The following is a 17407-nucleotide window of genomic DNA, read 5'->3' as shown; positions in this document are numbered from 1 at the left end:
GTATAATGTACGAACTCGAAGTGCCAGGCCAGGAAAAAGCAAGAGAGTACCTCCTTAAAGCCTTTCAGAGCGGCAAGGTCTCCCATGCTTTTCTCTTTGTGGGCCCCCCGGGAACGGGAAAGAGCGAGATGGCACTGTGGTTCGCCGCCCTTCTCACCTGCGCCTCTCCCGCAGCATCGCCAGCCGCCCCCTGCGGCACCTGCGCCTCCTGCAGAAAAATCCGCACCTCCAATCATCCCGATGTGAGGGTGGTGAAGCCTGACGAGAAGACGCTCAATATAAGGATAGAGGAGATAAGGGGTCTTCAGAGGGATGCCAACTTTCAGCCCATAGAGAGCGCCCGCAAGGTCTTCATAGTGCAGAACGCCCACAGGCTCCTGGATGGAGCGGCAAACTGCTTCCTCAAGGTACTCGAGGAGCCTCCCTCCCACACCGTGATGCTCCTCACGTCGGTGACGCTCCATGCCCTCCTTCCCACTATTGTGTCACGCTGCCAGGTGGTGAAGTTCGCACCCCTCGACAGGGAGCACCTGGCCGAGCACCTGATATCCCGGGAGGGGCTCCCCCCCGAGAAGGCCCTGGTGATCGCCCATATCTCCCAGGGAAGCGCCGGAAGGGCCCGGGAGCTTGCAGGCCGCGAGGGCCTCTGGGAGACAAGAAAAAAAGTGCTGGAGCTCTGCGCAGCGGCCACCTCGCTTTCGGCGCGGGATGTGGCTATATCCGTTGACGGCCTCTCAAAGGGCCAGGAGGAGTACGAGCTCGTGCTGGAGTTCACCCTCGGGTGGCTGAGGGATCTCCTCGTGGTGAAGGAAAAAGCCGGGGAGGCCGGCCTTATCAACATCGACATGGAAAAAAGGCTAGAGGACCAGGCCTCGCAGCTCACCATCTGGCAGATCACCGAAGGCATCGCCTTGGTGAAGGAGGCCTACGAGCAGCTCAGGATGCAGGTGAACCCCCTTTACGTGCTGGAGCGGATGTTCCTCTCCTTCAACAGGGCCGCCCAGGGAGCGGAATCCTGGAAATAAGGCAAGGGGATACAGGAGACGGAACAAGAGGCGGAGAAATCAGAATAAGCTGAGAAGGAGGGCACGTAATGCCCGATGTAGTTGGTGTCTCATTCAAGAGGGCCGGCAAGATTTACCACTTTGAAAAGGGCAGCATTGAGCTTTCCATAGGCGACTACGTCATTGTGGAGACGGTGCGGGGCCGGGAGATGGGAAGGGTATCGGTGGCGAGCCGCGAAGTGGAGGGAGATTCCTCCGGAACTGCCCTCAAGAGCATTATCAGAAAAGCCACCGAAGAGGATTTTGACCTCTATTATGAAAACAGGTTCAAGGCAGCAGAAGCCCTCAAAATCTGCGCCGAGAAAGTGAAGGCCCACAAGCTTGCCATGAAGCTCATCGATGTGGAATATACCCACGAGGGGAGCAAGGTGATCTTTTATTTTTCCGCCGAGGGAAGAATTGATTTCCGAAACCTTGTGCGCGATCTTGCCGCAGTGTTCAAGAAACGGATCGAGCTCCACCAGATCGGCGTCCGCGACGAGGCCAAGCTCATCGGCGGCCTGGGGCCATGCGGCAGGCCCATATGCTGCGCCACTTTCATGACCGAGTTTGACCCCGTCTCCATCAAGATGGCCAAGGAGCAGAACCTCTCCCTCAATCCCGAGAGGATCTCGGGGACCTGCGGGAGGCTCATGTGCTGCCTCAAGCATGAGCACTGCTTTTATCACGAGACCCTCAAGGAGCTCCCTGAGATAGGCACTACCATAGAATTTCCTGAAGGCCCCGGCATGGTGGTGGACCTCTCGGTCCCCAAGCGCTCCGTCATCATGGAGTTTGCAAACAATGTGCGCACCGAAGTACCCCAGGCGGAGCTCCCTCCTTACCGGCCTGCGAGGGCCGAGAGAGGGGAAAACCGCGGCAGGCAGGGAAAGCGTAACGGTGAAAAGCCTCCGGCGCCGCCCTCTCAAAAGCCTGATGAGAAGCCCCAGGAGAAACCTCCCAAGGAGCCCCAGGAGAAGCCTCCCGAGGGGCCCCAGGAGAAGCCCCAGGAGAAGCCTCCCGGGGAGCCCGAAAACAGCCCCCCCCAGGGGAGCGAAAGAGGTGAGTGAATGGCAGTGCCCGTTTTCCCAGGCATTGACGTCCTTCTGAAGAAGGATTTTGAGCCCCTTGCCGGCGCGTCGGTGGGGCTCCTGGTGAATCAGGCCTCGGTGGACAGGAACCTGGTTCACACGGCCAGGCATTTCCTCGCTCAGCGGGCTTTCTCACTCAAGGCCCTTTTCGGCCCCCAGCATGGCATCTACGGTACCACCCAGGACAACATGATAGAATGGGAAGGGTTCAATGATCAGAGGGCCCGCGTTCCTGTCTTCAGCCTCTACGGCGCCGTGCGTGAGCCTACCGACGAGATGCTCGAGGGATTGGACACCCTGGTGATTGACCTCCCCGATGTGGGGGCTCGCTACTATACCTTTATCTGGACGGCCCTCTTCATGCTCAGAAAGTGCATAAAGAAGGGCATCAGGGTCGTGGTCCTTGACAGGCCCAACCCCATCAACGGGAAGGCTCTCGAGGGCCCGCTCATTGAAGAGGGCTACCGATCCTTCGTGGGGCTCTATCCCATAATCATACGCCATGGTATGACCATAGGTGAGCTCATGGCGATGATGTACAGGGAGGAAGCCATGGCGGGGAAGCTCATCGTCATCACCATGGAGGGCTGGAGGCGCTCCATGTGGCATGACGACACGCACCTGCCCTGGGTCATGCCCTCGCCCAACATGCCCACTCTCGATACTGCCGTGGTCTATCCCGGCTTCTGCCTTCTCGAGGGGACGGCCATCTCGGAGGGGAGGGGCACCACGAGGCCCTTTGAGTTCTTCGGCGCTCCCTTTATTGAACCGGAGCTCCTTTGCGCCGACCTCGAGGCCGAGCAGCTTCCCGGCGTCCACTTCAGGCCCGCCTGGTTTGAGCCCACCTTCCAGAAGCACAGGGGGGAGCTCTGCGGCGGGGCCCAGGTCCATGTGACTGACAGGGAGAAGTTCATGCCGATCCTCACGGCAGTCGCCGTGCTGAAGGCCGTGGTGAGGCGATGGGGGGAGAAGTTCCGGTGGAAAGAGCCGCCTTATGAATATGAATATGAGAAGCTCCCCTTTGACATCCTTGCGGGGAGCCCCAGGCTTCGGCAGGCCATCTGTGAGGACAGGCCCCTTGCGGCCCTCCTTGAGGAGTGGCAGCAGTCGCAGGAGGACTTCAGGAAGAGGCGCCAGGAGTTTCTTCTTTATGAGTGAAGGCTCCAAGGCTCTCATCCTCTCGGCAGGGCTCGGGACGCGCCTCCGCCCTCTCACCGCGATACTTCCCAAGCCTCTCATGCCGGTCGCCAATGTCCCCCTTATCGACATCATCGTGGAGAGGCTCGCGGGGTGCGGCTTTACCGCCCTCGGCGTGAATCTTCATCACATGGCGGAGGAGATCAGGCGCCATCTGGAAAGCCGCAAAGGAGCCCTCTCGTTCTGGTTTTCCCATGAGGAGGTCATCCTGGGGACAGGGGGAGGTATTGCCGGCTTTGCGCCTTTTCTTGAAGGAGAGGAATGGTTCCTTGTCCATAACGGCGATGTCATGGGTGATGCGGACATTCAAGGCCTTGTGGCATTCCACCGTGAGCGGAGGGCCCTCGCCACCCTTCTTCTCGTGGAGAACGAGGCGACCAATGTGGTCCGCGTGGTGCCTTCCGGCGATATAATTGATATCCGCGGCTGTCTTCGGCCTCATGACCACGCGGGGCGCCTTCTCACCTTCAGCGGCATTGCCGTCTATTCGGGGAGCATTCTGAAGGCCCTGCCCCGGGGAGCTTTCTATTCAATCATAGATTTTCTGCTGGAAAAAATGCAGAGTGAGGGGGCTCGTGTGGCGGGGTATGCTCCTGCGGCCCCCTGTTACTGGCGGGATATAGGAAGTATTCCCTCCTACCTCGCCCTTCACAGGGATATTCTCTCGAGGGGCATATTCAATCCCCCGTCAATGGGAGAGCCTCACAAGGGCATGCTTGTAGGAAAGGGAGCTCATGTGGCTCCCGGGGCCCGCATTGAGGGGTTTCTCTCCCTGGGCGAGGGTGCCTCAATAGGCAGTGGCGCTCTTCTTCGGGATGTAGTCGTCTTTCCCGGCACTGCGGTGCCGGAAGGCACGGAAGCCCATGACGCCGTCTTCGCCGGGAGCTACGTTGCAAGGGAGCAGTGAGGGCGGCCTCTGTGCCTGCCCGGAGGTGTGATGAGAAAACCAGATGATGACCTGATTCATGAGATGACGGGGCGCTTTCTTCCCGGTTCAGGAGCCCCCGGGGTGACGGCTCTCACCAAGGGCGGCTCCGACAGGGATTTCTTCCGCCTCTCAAGGGGCGGTGAAACGGCGGTGCTCTGCGTCACCACAAACCGCGAGGAGCTTGACTACTACCTCGCCCTGGGATCGTTTTTCTTCGGCGAGGGAATCCCCGTGCCGCGCTTTTTTTGCTGGTCCCTCGAGAGGGGCTTTGTCCTCATGGAGGACTGTGGCTCCCTCTCAGTCCATGAAAAGGTCCACGGCGACCCGGGGGAGGAAGAGCTCTTTTCCCTTTACCGGTCGGTTCTGAGTGAGCTCGTAAAGCTGCAGAGTCTTGATTCCGGGCGCTGTGAGCATCTGGGGAGGCGTCCTTTTGATTATGACACCCTCCGGTGGGAAACGGGGTATTTCAGGGAGCACTTCCTGGGAACCCTTATGAAGGACCCTGAGAGCACCGGCAGCGCCCTTGAGGAGACCTTTCACCGAATGGCGTGCGAGGTGGCCCTTCTCCCCCGTGTGCCCATGCACCGCGACTTCCAGTCACAGAACATCCTTGTCCGCCAGGGCTCCCCTTTTTTCATAGACTTTCAGGGGAGCCGCACGGGGAGCCCCTTCTATGATGTGGCCTCCCTTCTGCTGGACCCTTACGTGGAGCTTCCTGAGCATCTCCATGACAGGCTTCTTGAGGAATATTTCCGCATGGTCTCTCTTGAGGGCTTTTCTCCGGGATCGTACGGCCGCTTTCGGGATAACTATCTCCTCACGGCCCACCAGAGGCTCATGCAGGCCCTGGGGGCCTATGGAAATCTCGGGATCAACAAGGGGAAAAGGCAATTCCTTTCCCATGTGCCGGCGGCTCTCAGGCTTCTTGAGAGGGTTGTCACCCGGTCGGGCCGGCACCCGGAGCTCATTGCTGTGGTGAGGCGATCGATGGAGAGGCTTTCCTCTGTCACTGGTGGATGAGCTTGGGATATACTCCCGCGGGAAAGACGAAGAGAGAGCGGACCCGGTGTGTCTGAGGATCAAAGGAAAAACCGATGCCGTCGCCTTTGTAGATGAGCGAGTAAAGAGGGAGGCCTGAACCGTCAAAATAGGTGAAGGTATAGTTCTCCTGGTCTATGGGGGAGCCGTAGGCCTTTTCCACGTCGGTGCGGTGGCTTCCTGTTTTTATCCCCTTATCGGTGGAGAAGGAGCCTGAGAAGGTCTCCGCGAGGGCTACCTTTCCCTCCATCACGCCGAAAAGGGTGAGATAGCGCTTGTGCCTGTAGACGGTGAGCCCGTCGGCGAGCTCGTCCTTTGCATCGGGGGGCCCCCAGCCTTTCATGACCACCTCGTAGAGCATGTCCATATAGGCCCCGTTAAGCCGCACTCCTGGCACGGCAAGGCTGTCGGCGCAGGCAGGGAGAGCCAGAGCCAGCATTATCACCAGTATTCCCGCAGCAGTCAGAAATCTCATATGCACAGCCCTCCGTCTCCTCACCGCGTTCCTGATATAATGGCAAGTGGCCCCTGGCCACCTGCTTTTTCACCTGTTTTTACGGTCTGCCGCCGGCAGTCATCATAACCCCCATCATGGCACCAAAGATGATGCTCACCCAGGGGTTACAGATGAATATTCACCCGCCTATGCCAAGTTTCTTCGCAAGCAGATGAAGGGTGAATCCCACAAGGCCCCCGAGAATCGGTGCCCCCGCAAGCTTCAAAAGTGCCATGGCTCCCATTGTCAATCGGCTCCTTTCCGTGTCGTGTGTCCTTACCGGTAAAGATGCCGGGAGGAGCAAAAGGACTCATGGGAGGCTCCCGGGAAATTCTCTCCATGGGGTTTCACCAGGGACATGGCAATTCCTCCCGGGGAGTATCGAAAAGAATTCAGGTATGTTACGATATTATACGAATCATTGAAAAGCCTCCCTTTTTCTATTATAATAAAGATGGGTGATTATTTGGCTAAGAGAAGAGCGTGTGCAGCTTTTACTCTCATCGAGGTGATATTCGGCCTCTGGATTGCCACCATTGTGGTGCTCTCCGTCATGATGTGCCTTGGCTATACTTATTCCAAGGTGAGCAAGAACAGGGCAATTGCCACCAGCATCGCCAAGAAGATCATCGAGGAGTACAAAGGCAATCCCAAGAAGCTCTCACAGGACGCCCACAGCGCATCGCTCGCGCTGCCCTCGGAGTTTGTGCAGGACGTGGAGACGGGCGACATCCTGGAATATACCAGAGAGGTCATTATCGGCCTTGTCTCGGGGAGACTCTACAAGGTGGTGGTGAAAGTTTCCTGGAGCGACAAAACGGGAAGGAAAGAGGCCTTGCTTGATACCCTTCTTCTGGAGCAGTAAGTCCCGGGCTTTCTCTTCGCGCCGCGGGGAGCCTGTCAAAAGACATGCCTCCCAGAGGGGTATGTCTTTTGTTGAGGTCCTCATCGTCATGGGGATTCTGGGCGTCGTGCTCTCTGTCATGTACCAGGCCCTTATCCCGGCCCTCCGCGGCCTCAACAGGACATCGGCCGACACCGACACGCAGCAGGCCGTCGTCATCGCGAGCGAGAAGATAAGGGAGGAGCTCCGCCTCTCGACGCCCTACTCAATTACCAACACGGGGAATGCCATCTCCTTTCTCTCGCCGAAGACCCCTCTTCCTTCGGCGGTGACCGTCGATCTCTATGGAGCGAATGTCGTTGACGGAGAGTGCGAGATACCGGACGTGGTATGGAGAAAATATCTTGTGGTCTATTTTCACCAGCAGAGCAGCACTATCAGGATGAAGGAGCTCCCCATCACGCCCACGAGCGTGGTGAGAAAGCTTGTTCCCGCGTCTTTATCGACATATGCCGCCGACGGGCAGTACAAGGAATCAGTCATGGCAAGGAATATCTACAACGTGGACTTCTATGTGCCGCGCTTTCCCTGCGTCATGGTGGATGTGGTGGCTTACAAGACCCACACGGGGCTTGATCTTTCCAAGGCGCGCCCCGAGTCGTACTCGCGGGTGGTCCATGAAATTCTTCCACAGAATTAGGAGGGTGCCTATGAAACAGAAACAGAGAGGAATCGTCCTCATCGTGGTGCTCATGGTTTCTATGCTGCTTCTTATCCTGCTCATGGCAACCCTTACCTTGAGCTCCCGCAATGCCCTTTACATGGCCCATCACCAGTACCGCACGCAGGCCCTGCTTGCCGCCGAGGCGGGCGTGATGAAGGCCATGGACTATCTCGAGAGCAATGCCACCGCCGCCGCAAATACCGTCATTGAAGGGACTCTCGCCGACAGCCAGGCGACCTATAAGGCCACCATCCTGGAAAACAACCTGGGCAGCACGGGGAGAGCCCGGATTCTCTCGGAAGGTACCGTGAGGCCCTTCAAGAGGACCGTGAAGGTTGAAGTGGCGCAGGCCCCGGGAGGCTATGTGGGCATGGGCTCCGACGGCCCCATCCTCTATGACGGAGAGGTCTTTATCAATGGCATCAAAAGCGTGAAAAACCCCGCCCCCGACTCGGGCTGGCTCCATTCAAACGGCGAAGGGCAGAGCGTCTATGGGAGCGCCGGCGGCGGGAACGTGCACTGCAACGGCAAGGTGAGCGGCAAGGGAACGGTGTCGGGTGTCAAGACAAGCTGGAACTCGCACTCAAATTACGGCTCCGTCAGCATCCCTTCGGCCAAGAACACCTATGCGAGCGACGAGAAGAAAAACTCCATCAAGGACATAAAGGCCAAGGAGGATTTCAAGAAGGACTCCGAAGAGGACTGCTTCATCGTGGAAAACGACATGATGATCGAGTGTGATGAGAACGACACCCTTGTTCTTGAAGGGAACCTGAAGATGAAGGATGGCAAGACCCTCTGGGTGAAAGGGAACCTGGAGGTCAAGGGAGCCGTCGAGGGCACGGGCGTCGTCGTCGTGGGGGGCAAGACCTCCCTCAAGGGGGGGCAGCTCGACAAGAGCGGCGCCAATCAGGGCGTCGTGATATACAGCGAGAAGGACCTCGTCGTCGCCAACCCTGCCGTGGACCGTGATGCCGATGGGAACATGAAAATTGACGGGGCCCTGCCGGAAGAATCGGGAAGCTACGCCGTATCCAATTTCTTTGCCCAGATGCCAGAGTTCGCCCCCGCGCAGATAAGCCACGGCCTTCCCGATGACGATGCGGCCAAGAGCGACTTTTTCGGCTGGTATCACACTGAATACAACAAGAATCCCCGGTCGGCCGACTTCAACAGGTGGTACCAGGGAGTGAACGGTGATCCCGCGTGCCCCGGCCTTCCGGAAGACGTGAGAAACTGGCTGGCCCCCGTGGCACAGAACAAGGACGGCATCGTGCAGAATCTCGCGGCCTGGCAGACTACGAAATAGGAGGAAGCTCTTATGAACAAGGGTAAGTTGATTTTCCTGGTGCTCTTCACTATCCTTTCCTTTTCCATCTTTTGCTCCTGCGGCGGCGGAGGCGGAGGCTGCAATGATGACGACAACAAGCCTCCTGAAACAAATCCGGAACCCACCAAGCCTCCCGAGGGCGGCGACGACTCCAATAACGTCCCTTTTCCAAGCTCCATAAGCAGCCTCTCGGGGTGGAGCAGTGAGCCCAGCGGCGCCCAGTACATGGACTGGTTCCTCAACAGCTCGCAGAACCCGAACCTCAACCGCTTTCTGCCCAACTACTCCTATTTCCAGGGTCTTCTCTATTCAAACGGGAAAGTTGAGGTCGTGGGCCCCGTGCGGGTCATCGGGGGCGTCTTCTCCTCCTGCGACAATGCCGAGCAGGGCCACCTGGGCACGACGGGAAAGGAGAATGTCCTTCAGAAGGGCGCCATGATAACCACTGACTCGGAGTACCTGCAGAGCTTCTCTGTCCACCCTGCTCCCAAGCTCCATATCACCCAGTGGGAGGAGGTGACCCATTAGGGCATTCTGTTATCCCTGGTGGGAGCAGGTCCTGTTTCTTCCCGAGTGCTTTGCCTCGTAGAGGGCCATGTCGGCTTTCTTGATGAGATCCTCTGGCGTGGTGCCGTCGCGGGGGAATGTGGCGATTCCCATGCTTATCGTAACCCTCACTCCCTCGGGAAGCCCCGGGAACCGGGATCTCTCGATGGCTTTCCTGATGCGCTCCGCTACTTCAAATGCCACGCTTTTGCCTGTTGAGGGCAGGATTACTGACATCTCCTCGCCGCCGTACCTCGCGGCAATATCGCCTTTGCGCACTCCCGCCTTGATGAGCCTCGCCACTTCTCTGAGGACTGTGTCTCCCTGCTGGTGGCCGTAAGTGTCATTAAACTTTTTGAAGTGATCGATGTCGCTCATGATGAGGGAGCAGTCTTCTATCGATGTCCTGCGGGATTTGAGCTCATCCTTGAGGCGCTCCTGGAAGTAGCGGACCACGTAAAGGCCCGTGAGCCCGTCAAAGACGGCAAGCTTGTAGGCCCTTGCCTTCTCAAGCGACGTGGAATAGATCCCTGCCGCCAGCGTGATGAAATTTGTCTCCGAGGCGCTGTAAGGCTGGTTGTTCTTCTTTTTCCCCAAGAGCACCATGCCCAGGAGCTTCCCGGTGCCGCTCTCCGTGAGGGGATGGAGAAGCTCGAAGGCGGAGAGCGCTTTTTCGCTCTCGCTGGTAAAAATGAGACGCCATGTCTGCTCCTCCCGGGCCTTTTTCAAGGTCATGGGAAAGCTGTTTCTGCTCACCCAGCTCGAGAAGAGCGCGGTGGAACAGGCAAGCTCTGTCTGCCGTGATGCTTCATCGCCCCATTGAAAGGAGGCAAGGAGGGCAAGCTCGTTCTCCTTTTCCCGCTCTGCGGCAAATATGGCCGCCCTCTCGAAGAAAATGGACCCTGACATCCTGTGGATGAAAGTGCTCGCGAGCTCATCGAGCTCGTTTGAGGTGAGGCTGTCGCTGAGCTCCTGGAGAAAGGCCATCTGGGGGTTCGAGACCTTGTCAAGGAGCACCGAGTCTCCCGTTTTGAGGACAAACTCCCGTTCCTGTGCCGCAGTGGGTGCCTTTCTTGTCTTCTGCAGGCGGTGGGAGTAGTATGAGCAGGTGACACAGAGGGCCCGGTCTTTCCTGCAGCAGGCGGTGCTCTCAAGGGACCAGCAGTTTGAGTTTTCCAGGAAAGCCGCGCATTTTGCACGGGTCTCTTTTGCGCACTGATGGAGCTGCCAGCAGGCAGAGGCCGGCTCTTCCAAAGGTATGGCCTGCGTGACGGCCGCGGGCTTTCCCCTGATCGGGACCGGCTCCGGCTTCTCCTGCGGGTGGAAGGGCCCTTCCTCTTCCAGGTGAGAGATGGTGTCATACGGGAGGGCGGGAGCCTTTTTCCCCGCAAGGGCGTAATAAAGAATAGATATCACCACGAGGGCGGCGCCTATGGCGGCGATGACGGGGATAAGGGCCGGCGTGCCTCCCCCGGCAGGTGCTGGCGATGGTGACGGCGTGACATTTCCCGGTACAGGGGAAGCCACCACCGTGGCGCCCGACTTGTTGAGCTTTTCCAGCAGCTCCCTGGCTTCCGTGTCTGAAGGGGCTGCCGCGAGGACCTGCTGGAGCTCTTCCTTCGCGAGGCTCACATTGCCCTTGTGAAGGAGGACCTGCACAAGGACCTTGCGGTATGAGGGGTTTTGAGGCGCCGAGTCAATGAGCTTCTGGGCTTCACTCTGTGCCCTGTCCAGATCCCCGGACTTGATAAGGACATCGACTATCTTTTTTCTGGCCTTTGAAAAGCCGGGGTCAACGGACAGGAGCTTCTCGAGGCTCGAAAGTGCCGATGCCGTATCGCCCGATGCCTCGTAGGCAAGGCTCAGGTTATAGAGGAGCGACCGGTCATCAGGGCTGATATCATGAGCTTTCTTGAATTTTTCCAAGGCTTTTGCCGCGTCGCCCATTTCCATGTAGCAGCACCCCAGGTCGTTATAGGCAGGGATAAAAGAGGGATCACGCGCGAGGATCTCTTCAAATTTCCTCACGGCTTCCGCCGTTCTCCCCGCCTGGTAATCTTCGCGGGCCGACTTGTGGAGGGTGAGGAGTGCTTCATCGGCGGCGGCGGCGCCCCCGGCGACAAGAAGAAAAGCCGAGAACAGCGCAATGAGAAGGGGCTTCCACCGTGGCAACATATTCCAGGCCTCCTCAATCAGAAATTCATGGTTGGTTCCCATTCTCCTTCTCGCGGGAAAGAAGGAAATTTACCCTCAGGGAGAATATATTATCTGATGTTTCAAGAAGGGGCATGAAGGGAGTTATGGCTTTCCTGCCTCCGGTAAAGGCGGTAACGATTGAAAATAAAGTTCTGGGGAACGCGAGGCTCCATCCCTTCTCCCGGCTCCTCAACAATCAAGTACGGAGGAAACACTCCCTGTGTGGAAGTCCACGGCGGCGGCGCCCTGGTCATCATTGACTGCGGTTCGGGCCTCCGTGCTCTTGGAAATGCCCTTCTTGCCGGGAAAAAACCTGTCAAGGCAAGTATCCTCCTCAGTCATACCCATTGGGATCACATACAGGGCTTCCCTTTTTTCAAGCCAGGATTCATTCCTGGAAACGAGTTCACCCTCTATGGCCCCCATGACACAGGAGCCTGCATCCAGAAGGTCATGGAAGGCCAGATGGAGCACCGTTATTTTCCTGTCAAGCTTTCTGACATGGGATCGAAGGTGAGGTTCCAGGAGCTGAAGGAGGGCCCGTTCTCAATAGGCGGCATGGCCATTGATGTGCAGTATATGAACCACACTGCCCTCACTATGGGGTTCAGGATCACCGAGGGAAAGGTGTCGATCTGTTACTGCACCGACACGGAGCCCCATTCGCTGCTCACCGAGGAGCACGCCGGGGGTGAGGGAAGCCTTCCGATCTTTGCCCACAAGGGCGACCAGCGCCTTGTGGATTTCATAAGGAACGCTGAAATGCTCATTATTGACTCCCAGTATACCGGTGAAGAATATGCCACCAAGAAGGGGTGGGGCCACAGCAGCATCGACTATGCCGTCATGGTGGCACTTCAGGGGAATGTAAGGCGCCTTGCTCTGTTTCACCACGATCCAGAGCATTCCGATGAGCAGATTGACGGTTTTGTCGAGTACGGAAGGGAACTGGCGGCCCGCTGGGGCAGAAAGATCGAGATCTTCGCTGCCCGTGAAGAGCAGGAGCTCGAGATAGGGGAGGCATGATGGCCCCGGCAAGACCCAAGATACTTATTGCCGATGATGACAGGAACGTGCTGCGCATAATAGAGCTCGCGCTCTCCGATGAGCACTTCCAGCTCATCTTCGCGGAAGACGGCCCCAATGCCCTTGCCATTGCGGAAAAAGAGCGGCCTGACATGGTGATCCTGGACATCAGGCTTCCCGGAGTTGACGGCTTTGAAGTGCTCAAGACGCTCCGCGGCAAGTCATCGCAGGGGCTTTATGATGAGATGGTGATTATTCTTCTCTCGAGCGCAAGCTTTGAAAAAACCATCACGCAAGGATTCAAAGAGGGCGCCGATGATTTCATTACCAAGCCCTTCAGCCCCGGCAACCTCAAGAGCCGCGTGAAGTCCTGGCTTATCAGGAAGGGTATTACCGTGAGCTGACCTTCTGGGTGGCCAGGTTGATCAGTCTCCCATCCTTCTTCGCATCAATGTGATCGGTTTCTTTCAGTGCATCAATGATATTCTTGCGCAGGTCACCATGATTTTTGACGTCAGTGCTCTTGTGCATGACGTCCATGCCGGAGAACCCCTGGGCGATGTAATCGCGCGTGGCAATGGTGTAGAGCCTGTCAGGATCGAGGGGCTTCCCGTTCTCATCGGTTACGGAGACCACCTGCTGCCCTTCGGGGAGCCTTGTGTCAATCACGGCCTTGATGCCTGAGAAGGCCACGCCGTTTGCGATCTTGCTGAGCCCCTGCTCGATGAGCCTGGGGATATGACATCCCTTGAGCTTCACCGTCGTGAACTGGTCCTGCCATGGGAACATGGTGTAGATATCACCGGTCTTCACGGGGCCCCGGTAAAGATTGCAGCGCATCGAGGCCGCGGTGATGAAGCCGATATCGGTTTTTCCGCGCTCTCTGATAAGGTCGGCGATACAGTTGCCCAGCGTCGATTCTTCGCGGTACACATGAAAGTCCCTCTGTGTGAGGTTTCTTTTAATCTCTGTCACGACCTCGCCCAGTATGGGGGCGATCTTCTCCTCATATTTCTTGATGATGGCTTCCACTTTCTTGTCGGGCTCGACACTGTGCTCCTCGATAGGGATGAGGCGCGAGCCGTTGAGGCTCACTCTCTTCGAGTCCCTGTCGATGAGGAGCTCTATCTCACCCAGGTGCCTTCCATAGCAGCCTGACTGCACGATAAGGGTCTTCCCTTCCTTGATGGGCCTGTCAAGCTTTGTATGGGTGTGGCCGCCCACGATGAGGCTGATATCGGGAAACTGCCGGGCCACCTCCCTGTCGGCATCAATGCCCAGGTGAGAGAGAAGGACCACCACGTCGGCTCCCTGTTTCTTCATCTCGGGAAGGACTTCCCTGAGGGTCTCTTCAGGCGGCCTTATGTCAATCTTTGCGGCATCCTCCCTGCTCTTGAGCATTGTGATGGCATCGGGCGTGACAAGGCCGACAATGCCCACCTTGACGCCGTCTATATCCTTGATGACAAAAGGCTCTGTGCAGCCGTCAATAAAGGCATTCTCTTTCTTTATCACGAGGTTTGCCGCCAGGACAGGCGATTTGGTTTTCTTGAGCGTGCCGGCAAGGGTCTTGAGGCCGTTGTCAAAATCATGGTTTCCCAGCACACAGACATCATAGCCCATTTTGTTCATGGATTCCAGGACGGGGCGCCCTTTGAAAAAGTCCGAGAGAGGATCGCCCTGCGTGGAGTCGCCGGCATCGAGGAGAAGGGTATGGGCGGGGTCCTTGGCTCTCTCCTCCTTGATGGTCTCGGCAAGGTGGGCAAGCCCTCCCACCATCTTGTGGCTCTCGCAGAACGGCTCGGCATGGCCGTGAATGTCATTGGTGTGAAGGATCGTGAGGGGAACGGAGCGGCTGGGCGGCGGCGCCTCCTGTGGCGAAAAGACGTCGGCAGGAAGAGCTTCCTTTTCGGCGGCTTTCGGCATGCCCTTGGCATTGCGCATGGGGGGAGCGGTGCTCCCCTGAATATGGCGGCCCTGGATCTCCATAGCTCCTCCTTGAAAGTATCCCCCATGCAATTATACCCCGGAGGGGCTCTTCCCTACAAGGCATTCCTGTTAACAAAATGTTAACATCGCGGTACGGCGGGGTGACGATATCCTGCCGGGCAAGAGGTGAAAGGAGTGGCCGGGAAGAAATTAAGAACCATGACGTGCAGTGGGATGTCGAGGGAGGACTTTGTAGCCGCTCTCAGGAGGGGGGAATTGCCTGGTCTTGCCCTGAAAGCCCGGGAAGGCCCCGCCGGAGACCCATGCCCCTTTCTTGTGGCCCTTTTTCACCCCGGTACCGAGCTTACCCTCAAGGAGAGGATCGTCCTCGCGGCGTCCATTGTCAAGGAGTTCGCACCCCAGAGCGAGGGACGCCGCGAGGACGATGCGGCCAGAAGCGAGGCGATGAATTTCCTGAAAAGCCTCATCGCCCACGATGATGAGCGCCGGGTATTCTTTCACACTCTCGGCACCCTCGGCCCTGAGCTGATTATGCCACTCAAAGCCCTGGTCATTTCAGCGATCACCGACAGCCAGTACGGCCAGAAGCTTCTGCTCTCGTGGATTGCCTTCTGGAAGGAGTACTGGCAGGCGGGCAAGGCGCCCGAATCTGCAATGGAATATGTCGATGGCCTCATGAAAGCCATATGTTACGAGGATGTCGAGGTGCAGAGCCTGCCCCTGCCCTTTGACAGCGATACTCCCCGGGAGCTCCTGCGCCGCAAGCTTTTTTCATTCATCCACAACAGTGATCCCAAATGGAACAAGGTGCGCCCCCAGAAGGTCCTCACCCTGATGGGAGCCCATATCCCCTCGCCGGTAGAGAGCGCAAAAAACGGCTTCTCGTGGCGGCTTTATGAAATCTCTTACTGCTACTCCCAGGGTCTTGATGACCGCTCGGAGCTCCGCAGGATAGCAGGCGACCTGCTGGAGAATGCCGACCGCGCGAATTATGAATCCTATGCCGCCCTTTTTCAGGGAGACGATGCGGCCATGGCGGTGGACAGCGCCTATGCCTTCATTCAGGCCACGCAGTTCAGGACGAGAAAGCCCAAGGGGCCGGCTGAGGAATACAGGAAAGCGGCCATGGCGTCCCTGGAGAGGATTTTTCAGCGGGAAGGGATACCACCGCAGGTGTTGGCAAGGCTCCTCTCTATCCTGAGCGCTCTTGGCCTGATATCGCCTCTTCTGGAGTTCCTGGAGCGCACCAGGAGGTCATCGCAGGACGAGCTCTCACAAGGCGCTCTTGATGCCTTAATGCTTTGCTGGCTTAACAGCCTGCCCAAGGTCTCCCAGGAAGAAGCGCTTCCTGCCGTGCTCTCCTCCCTTGTAGAGGCGGTGACGGGGGGAAGCGACGGCCTTTTCGGGGTTATCGAGGCCAGGGGGGCTCTCCTTGCCGCCCATCCCCTGATGCGGGATCGTCTCAGGAAGGCTCTCAAGGCCCTCCTTGCCGACGTGGATGTAGGGGCCCATGTGCGCAAGCGTGCCCTGCTCCTGCTTGGCTTTCTCGGAAGTGAAAAAGGCCCCGAGAAAAAGCCGTCGGCCCTCCTCTCGGGCATTGAAGATGACGAGGAAGATGAAGAGCCGGGTGGTGAGCCCCGGGAGGGAGGGGGCTCAGAGGCTCTCCAGGAGCAGAAAGGAGAGCCGCCTCCGGCGGAGCCTGAAGAAACAGAGCTTATTCCCCTGCCGGGAACGACAGTGACCGTTCCCGCCGCTCTCAAGGAGTTTCTTTCAATGAGGGACAAGGCAGGTCCGCTGAAGGCCCGGTGTGATCGTATGCTGAGGGAGAGGAACCCTGTGGTGCTCCGCACTTTTTCCCAGGTGTTCGAGGCCCGGGAAAGCGAGACAGGAGGGCTTCTCTATGAGCATGCCCTCGCGGCGGGGCACTCCATGATAGAGTTCATGAAAAAGGAGGTCGCAAGGAGGCCCCTGCGCGCCGATGAGGCCGCCGCCCTTGAAGGCGCCAAGGATGGCCTTTTTTTCCTCTTTTTCTACCGGGACTGCCCCGACCTCATCAAGATGGAAGCCTTTGATGCCCTCAGGAATGTGCATTATTTTGACATCTTGAAGGCTGATGCCATAAAGCGCTATGCCCTGGCATTTGCGAAAGATGCCATAGCAGCAAGATCGGGAAGTGCCGCTACGAAGGCGCTTGCTGACCTTATAAGCCTCAGGGCCCAGGCCCATGCCATGATGAGTATGGAGGGCCGGAAGCTTGACGAGCTTCTTGAGGATTTCACCTCCATGGTGGTGAAGGAGAAGGATCAGGAAAAAAGGGCCCGGTGTGTCAATCTGCTGAACCACATGAGCTTTCAGGACGAGAAGATTCTCAAGCCCCTTGCGGCAAGGATCCACCCTCTCCATTTCAGGGAAGCCCTGGCGGTGCTCTCCTCCCTCGTGATGCGTCAGAACCGCTGGGCGCCGTCATTCCTTCTTGACGCGGCAGGAAGGGATTACATGGACATCAGGAACGAGGCAGTGAGCATTCTCGCCACCGTGGGGTCCCTGCTTGCCCCTCACCACAAAGAGAGATCTATCGACCTTATTCTTGATCATCTTGACGAGTGTTACGATGATGATACGAGAGCCCTTTACACCGATGCGGTGGTAAAGATAGACGCCCCCCTCGCGGCGGCAGCCCTGCTTGAGAAGTGCGGCTCCCTGGGCCTCACGGAGCGCAAGGAATATGGCAGCCTGCTCCTCAAGTGCTTTGAGCGCATGAGCGCCGCGGCCTTCATGGATTTTTTAGAGAAGGAGGGGAGCCTGGAGAACTACAGGCGCTTTGCCGCAGGGAGCCCCCCTGACTCGGCGATGCGGTCTCAGGCAAAGAGATTCCTCGGGCTTTACCGCGAGAATTTCATCAGCGCCCGGGGCAGGGATGCCTGGGAAGCCCTTCAGGGCGATTCCCGCAATCCAGTGAGGGAGGCCCTCAGGGATATATCGCGCCTGGTGTGAGGAG

The 17407-nt window shown here is 57.8% G+C and carries 15 protein-coding genes; 12 read left to right on the top strand and 3 right to left on the bottom strand.

Going from position 1 to position 17407, the window contains the following annotated elements; translation table 11 throughout:
* Positions 1-5: 5 nt before the first annotated feature.
* The 5 genes from holB to RDV48_08595 all read left to right on the top strand — a co-directional run bounded on the left by holB (position 6) and on the right by RDV48_08595 (position 5279).
* Complete coding sequence (gene holB, locus RDV48_08615) at positions 6-1025, top strand: DNA polymerase III subunit delta' (protein MDQ7822840.1); 1020 nt, start codon at positions 6-8, stop codon at positions 1023-1025.
* A 68-nt stretch (positions 1026-1093) separates the two neighbouring features.
* A complete protein-coding gene (gene ricT, locus RDV48_08610; GenBank protein ID MDQ7822839.1) occupies positions 1094-2113 on the top strand; it encodes a regulatory iron-sulfur-containing complex subunit RicT in 1020 nt (339 codons plus the stop codon).
* Positions 2114-3292 (top strand): DUF1343 domain-containing protein, encoded by a 1179-nt coding sequence (locus RDV48_08605; GenBank protein MDQ7822838.1) that lies wholly within the window; start codon positions 2114-2116, stop codon positions 3290-3292.
* A complete protein-coding gene (locus RDV48_08600; GenBank protein MDQ7822837.1) occupies positions 3285-4238 on the top strand; it encodes an NDP-sugar synthase in 954 nt (317 codons plus the stop codon). Before RDV48_08605 ends, RDV48_08600 begins: the two co-directional genes overlap by 8 nt.
* Before the next feature lie 30 nt (positions 4239-4268).
* Entirely contained in the window at positions 4269-5279 is a 1011-nt protein-coding gene (locus tag RDV48_08595) for a phosphotransferase (protein ID MDQ7822836.1), read from the top strand.
* Here the strand turns inward: RDV48_08595 and RDV48_08590 are convergent.
* On the bottom strand, positions 5266-5772 hold the full coding sequence (locus RDV48_08590; GenBank protein MDQ7822835.1) for a hypothetical protein: 507 nt from the start codon (positions 5770-5772) through the stop codon (positions 5266-5268). The two genes, RDV48_08595 and RDV48_08590, sit on opposite strands and share 14 nt — an antisense overlap.
* Positions 5773-6259: 487 nt before the next feature.
* On the opposite strand from RDV48_08590, the gene RDV48_08585 reads away from it, so the two are divergent.
* The 4 genes from RDV48_08585 to RDV48_08570 all read left to right on the top strand — a co-directional run bounded on the left by RDV48_08585 (position 6260) and on the right by RDV48_08570 (position 9219).
* Positions 6260-6658 carry a hypothetical protein gene (locus RDV48_08585; GenBank protein MDQ7822834.1) on the top strand — a complete coding sequence of 133 codons (399 nt, stop codon included), beginning with the start codon at positions 6260-6262 and terminating at the stop codon, positions 6656-6658.
* A gap of 61 nt (positions 6659-6719) precedes the next feature.
* The gene (locus tag RDV48_08580; GenBank protein ID MDQ7822833.1) at positions 6720-7337 is read left to right on the top strand and encodes a hypothetical protein; all 618 of its coding nucleotides are present in this window, start codon (positions 6720-6722) and stop codon (positions 7335-7337) included.
* Between the two features lie 10 nt (positions 7338-7347).
* On the top strand, positions 7348-8670 hold the full coding sequence (locus RDV48_08575; GenBank protein MDQ7822832.1) for a hypothetical protein: 1323 nt from the start codon (positions 7348-7350) through the stop codon (positions 8668-8670).
* Between the two features lie 12 nt (positions 8671-8682).
* Complete coding sequence (locus tag RDV48_08570) at positions 8683-9219, top strand: hypothetical protein (GenBank protein ID MDQ7822831.1); 537 nt, start codon at positions 8683-8685, stop codon at positions 9217-9219.
* Between the two features lie 9 nt (positions 9220-9228).
* Here the strand turns inward: RDV48_08570 and RDV48_08565 are convergent, their stop codons facing one another.
* Positions 9229-11412, bottom strand: coding sequence for a diguanylate cyclase (locus RDV48_08565; GenBank protein ID MDQ7822830.1), 2184 nt, complete (start codon positions 11410-11412; stop codon positions 9229-9231).
* Positions 11413-11571: 159 nt separating this feature from the next.
* On the opposite strand from RDV48_08565, the gene RDV48_08560 reads away from it, so the two are divergent.
* Positions 11572-12459 carry an MBL fold metallo-hydrolase gene (locus RDV48_08560; GenBank protein MDQ7822829.1) on the top strand — a complete coding sequence of 296 codons (888 nt, stop codon included), beginning with the start codon at positions 11572-11574 and terminating at the stop codon, positions 12457-12459.
* Positions 12456-12863, top strand: coding sequence for a response regulator (locus RDV48_08555; GenBank protein MDQ7822828.1), 408 nt, complete (start codon positions 12456-12458; stop codon positions 12861-12863). Before RDV48_08560 ends, RDV48_08555 begins: the two co-directional genes overlap by 4 nt.
* On the opposite strand, the gene RDV48_08550 is transcribed toward RDV48_08555, so the two are convergent.
* Positions 12850-14448 (bottom strand): bifunctional UDP-sugar hydrolase/5'-nucleotidase, encoded by a 1599-nt coding sequence (locus RDV48_08550; protein ID MDQ7822827.1) that lies wholly within the window; start codon positions 14446-14448, stop codon positions 12850-12852. The genes RDV48_08555 and RDV48_08550 overlap by 14 nt on opposite strands.
* Positions 14449-14607: 159 nt before the next feature.
* On the opposite strand from RDV48_08550, the gene RDV48_08545 reads away from it, so the two are divergent.
* Complete coding sequence (locus tag RDV48_08545; protein ID MDQ7822826.1) at positions 14608-17403, top strand: hypothetical protein; 2796 nt, start codon at positions 14608-14610, stop codon at positions 17401-17403.
* The last annotated feature ends 4 nt before the right edge of the window (positions 17404-17407 follow it).

This window comes from Candidatus Eremiobacterota bacterium (assembly GCA_031082125.1).
Classification (GTDB): Bacteria; Vulcanimicrobiota; CADAWZ01; order CADAWZ01; family Ess09-12; genus Ess09-12.
The sequence above is the reverse complement of the archived record's forward strand: the minus strand, read 5'-3'. Positions and strand labels throughout refer to the sequence as shown.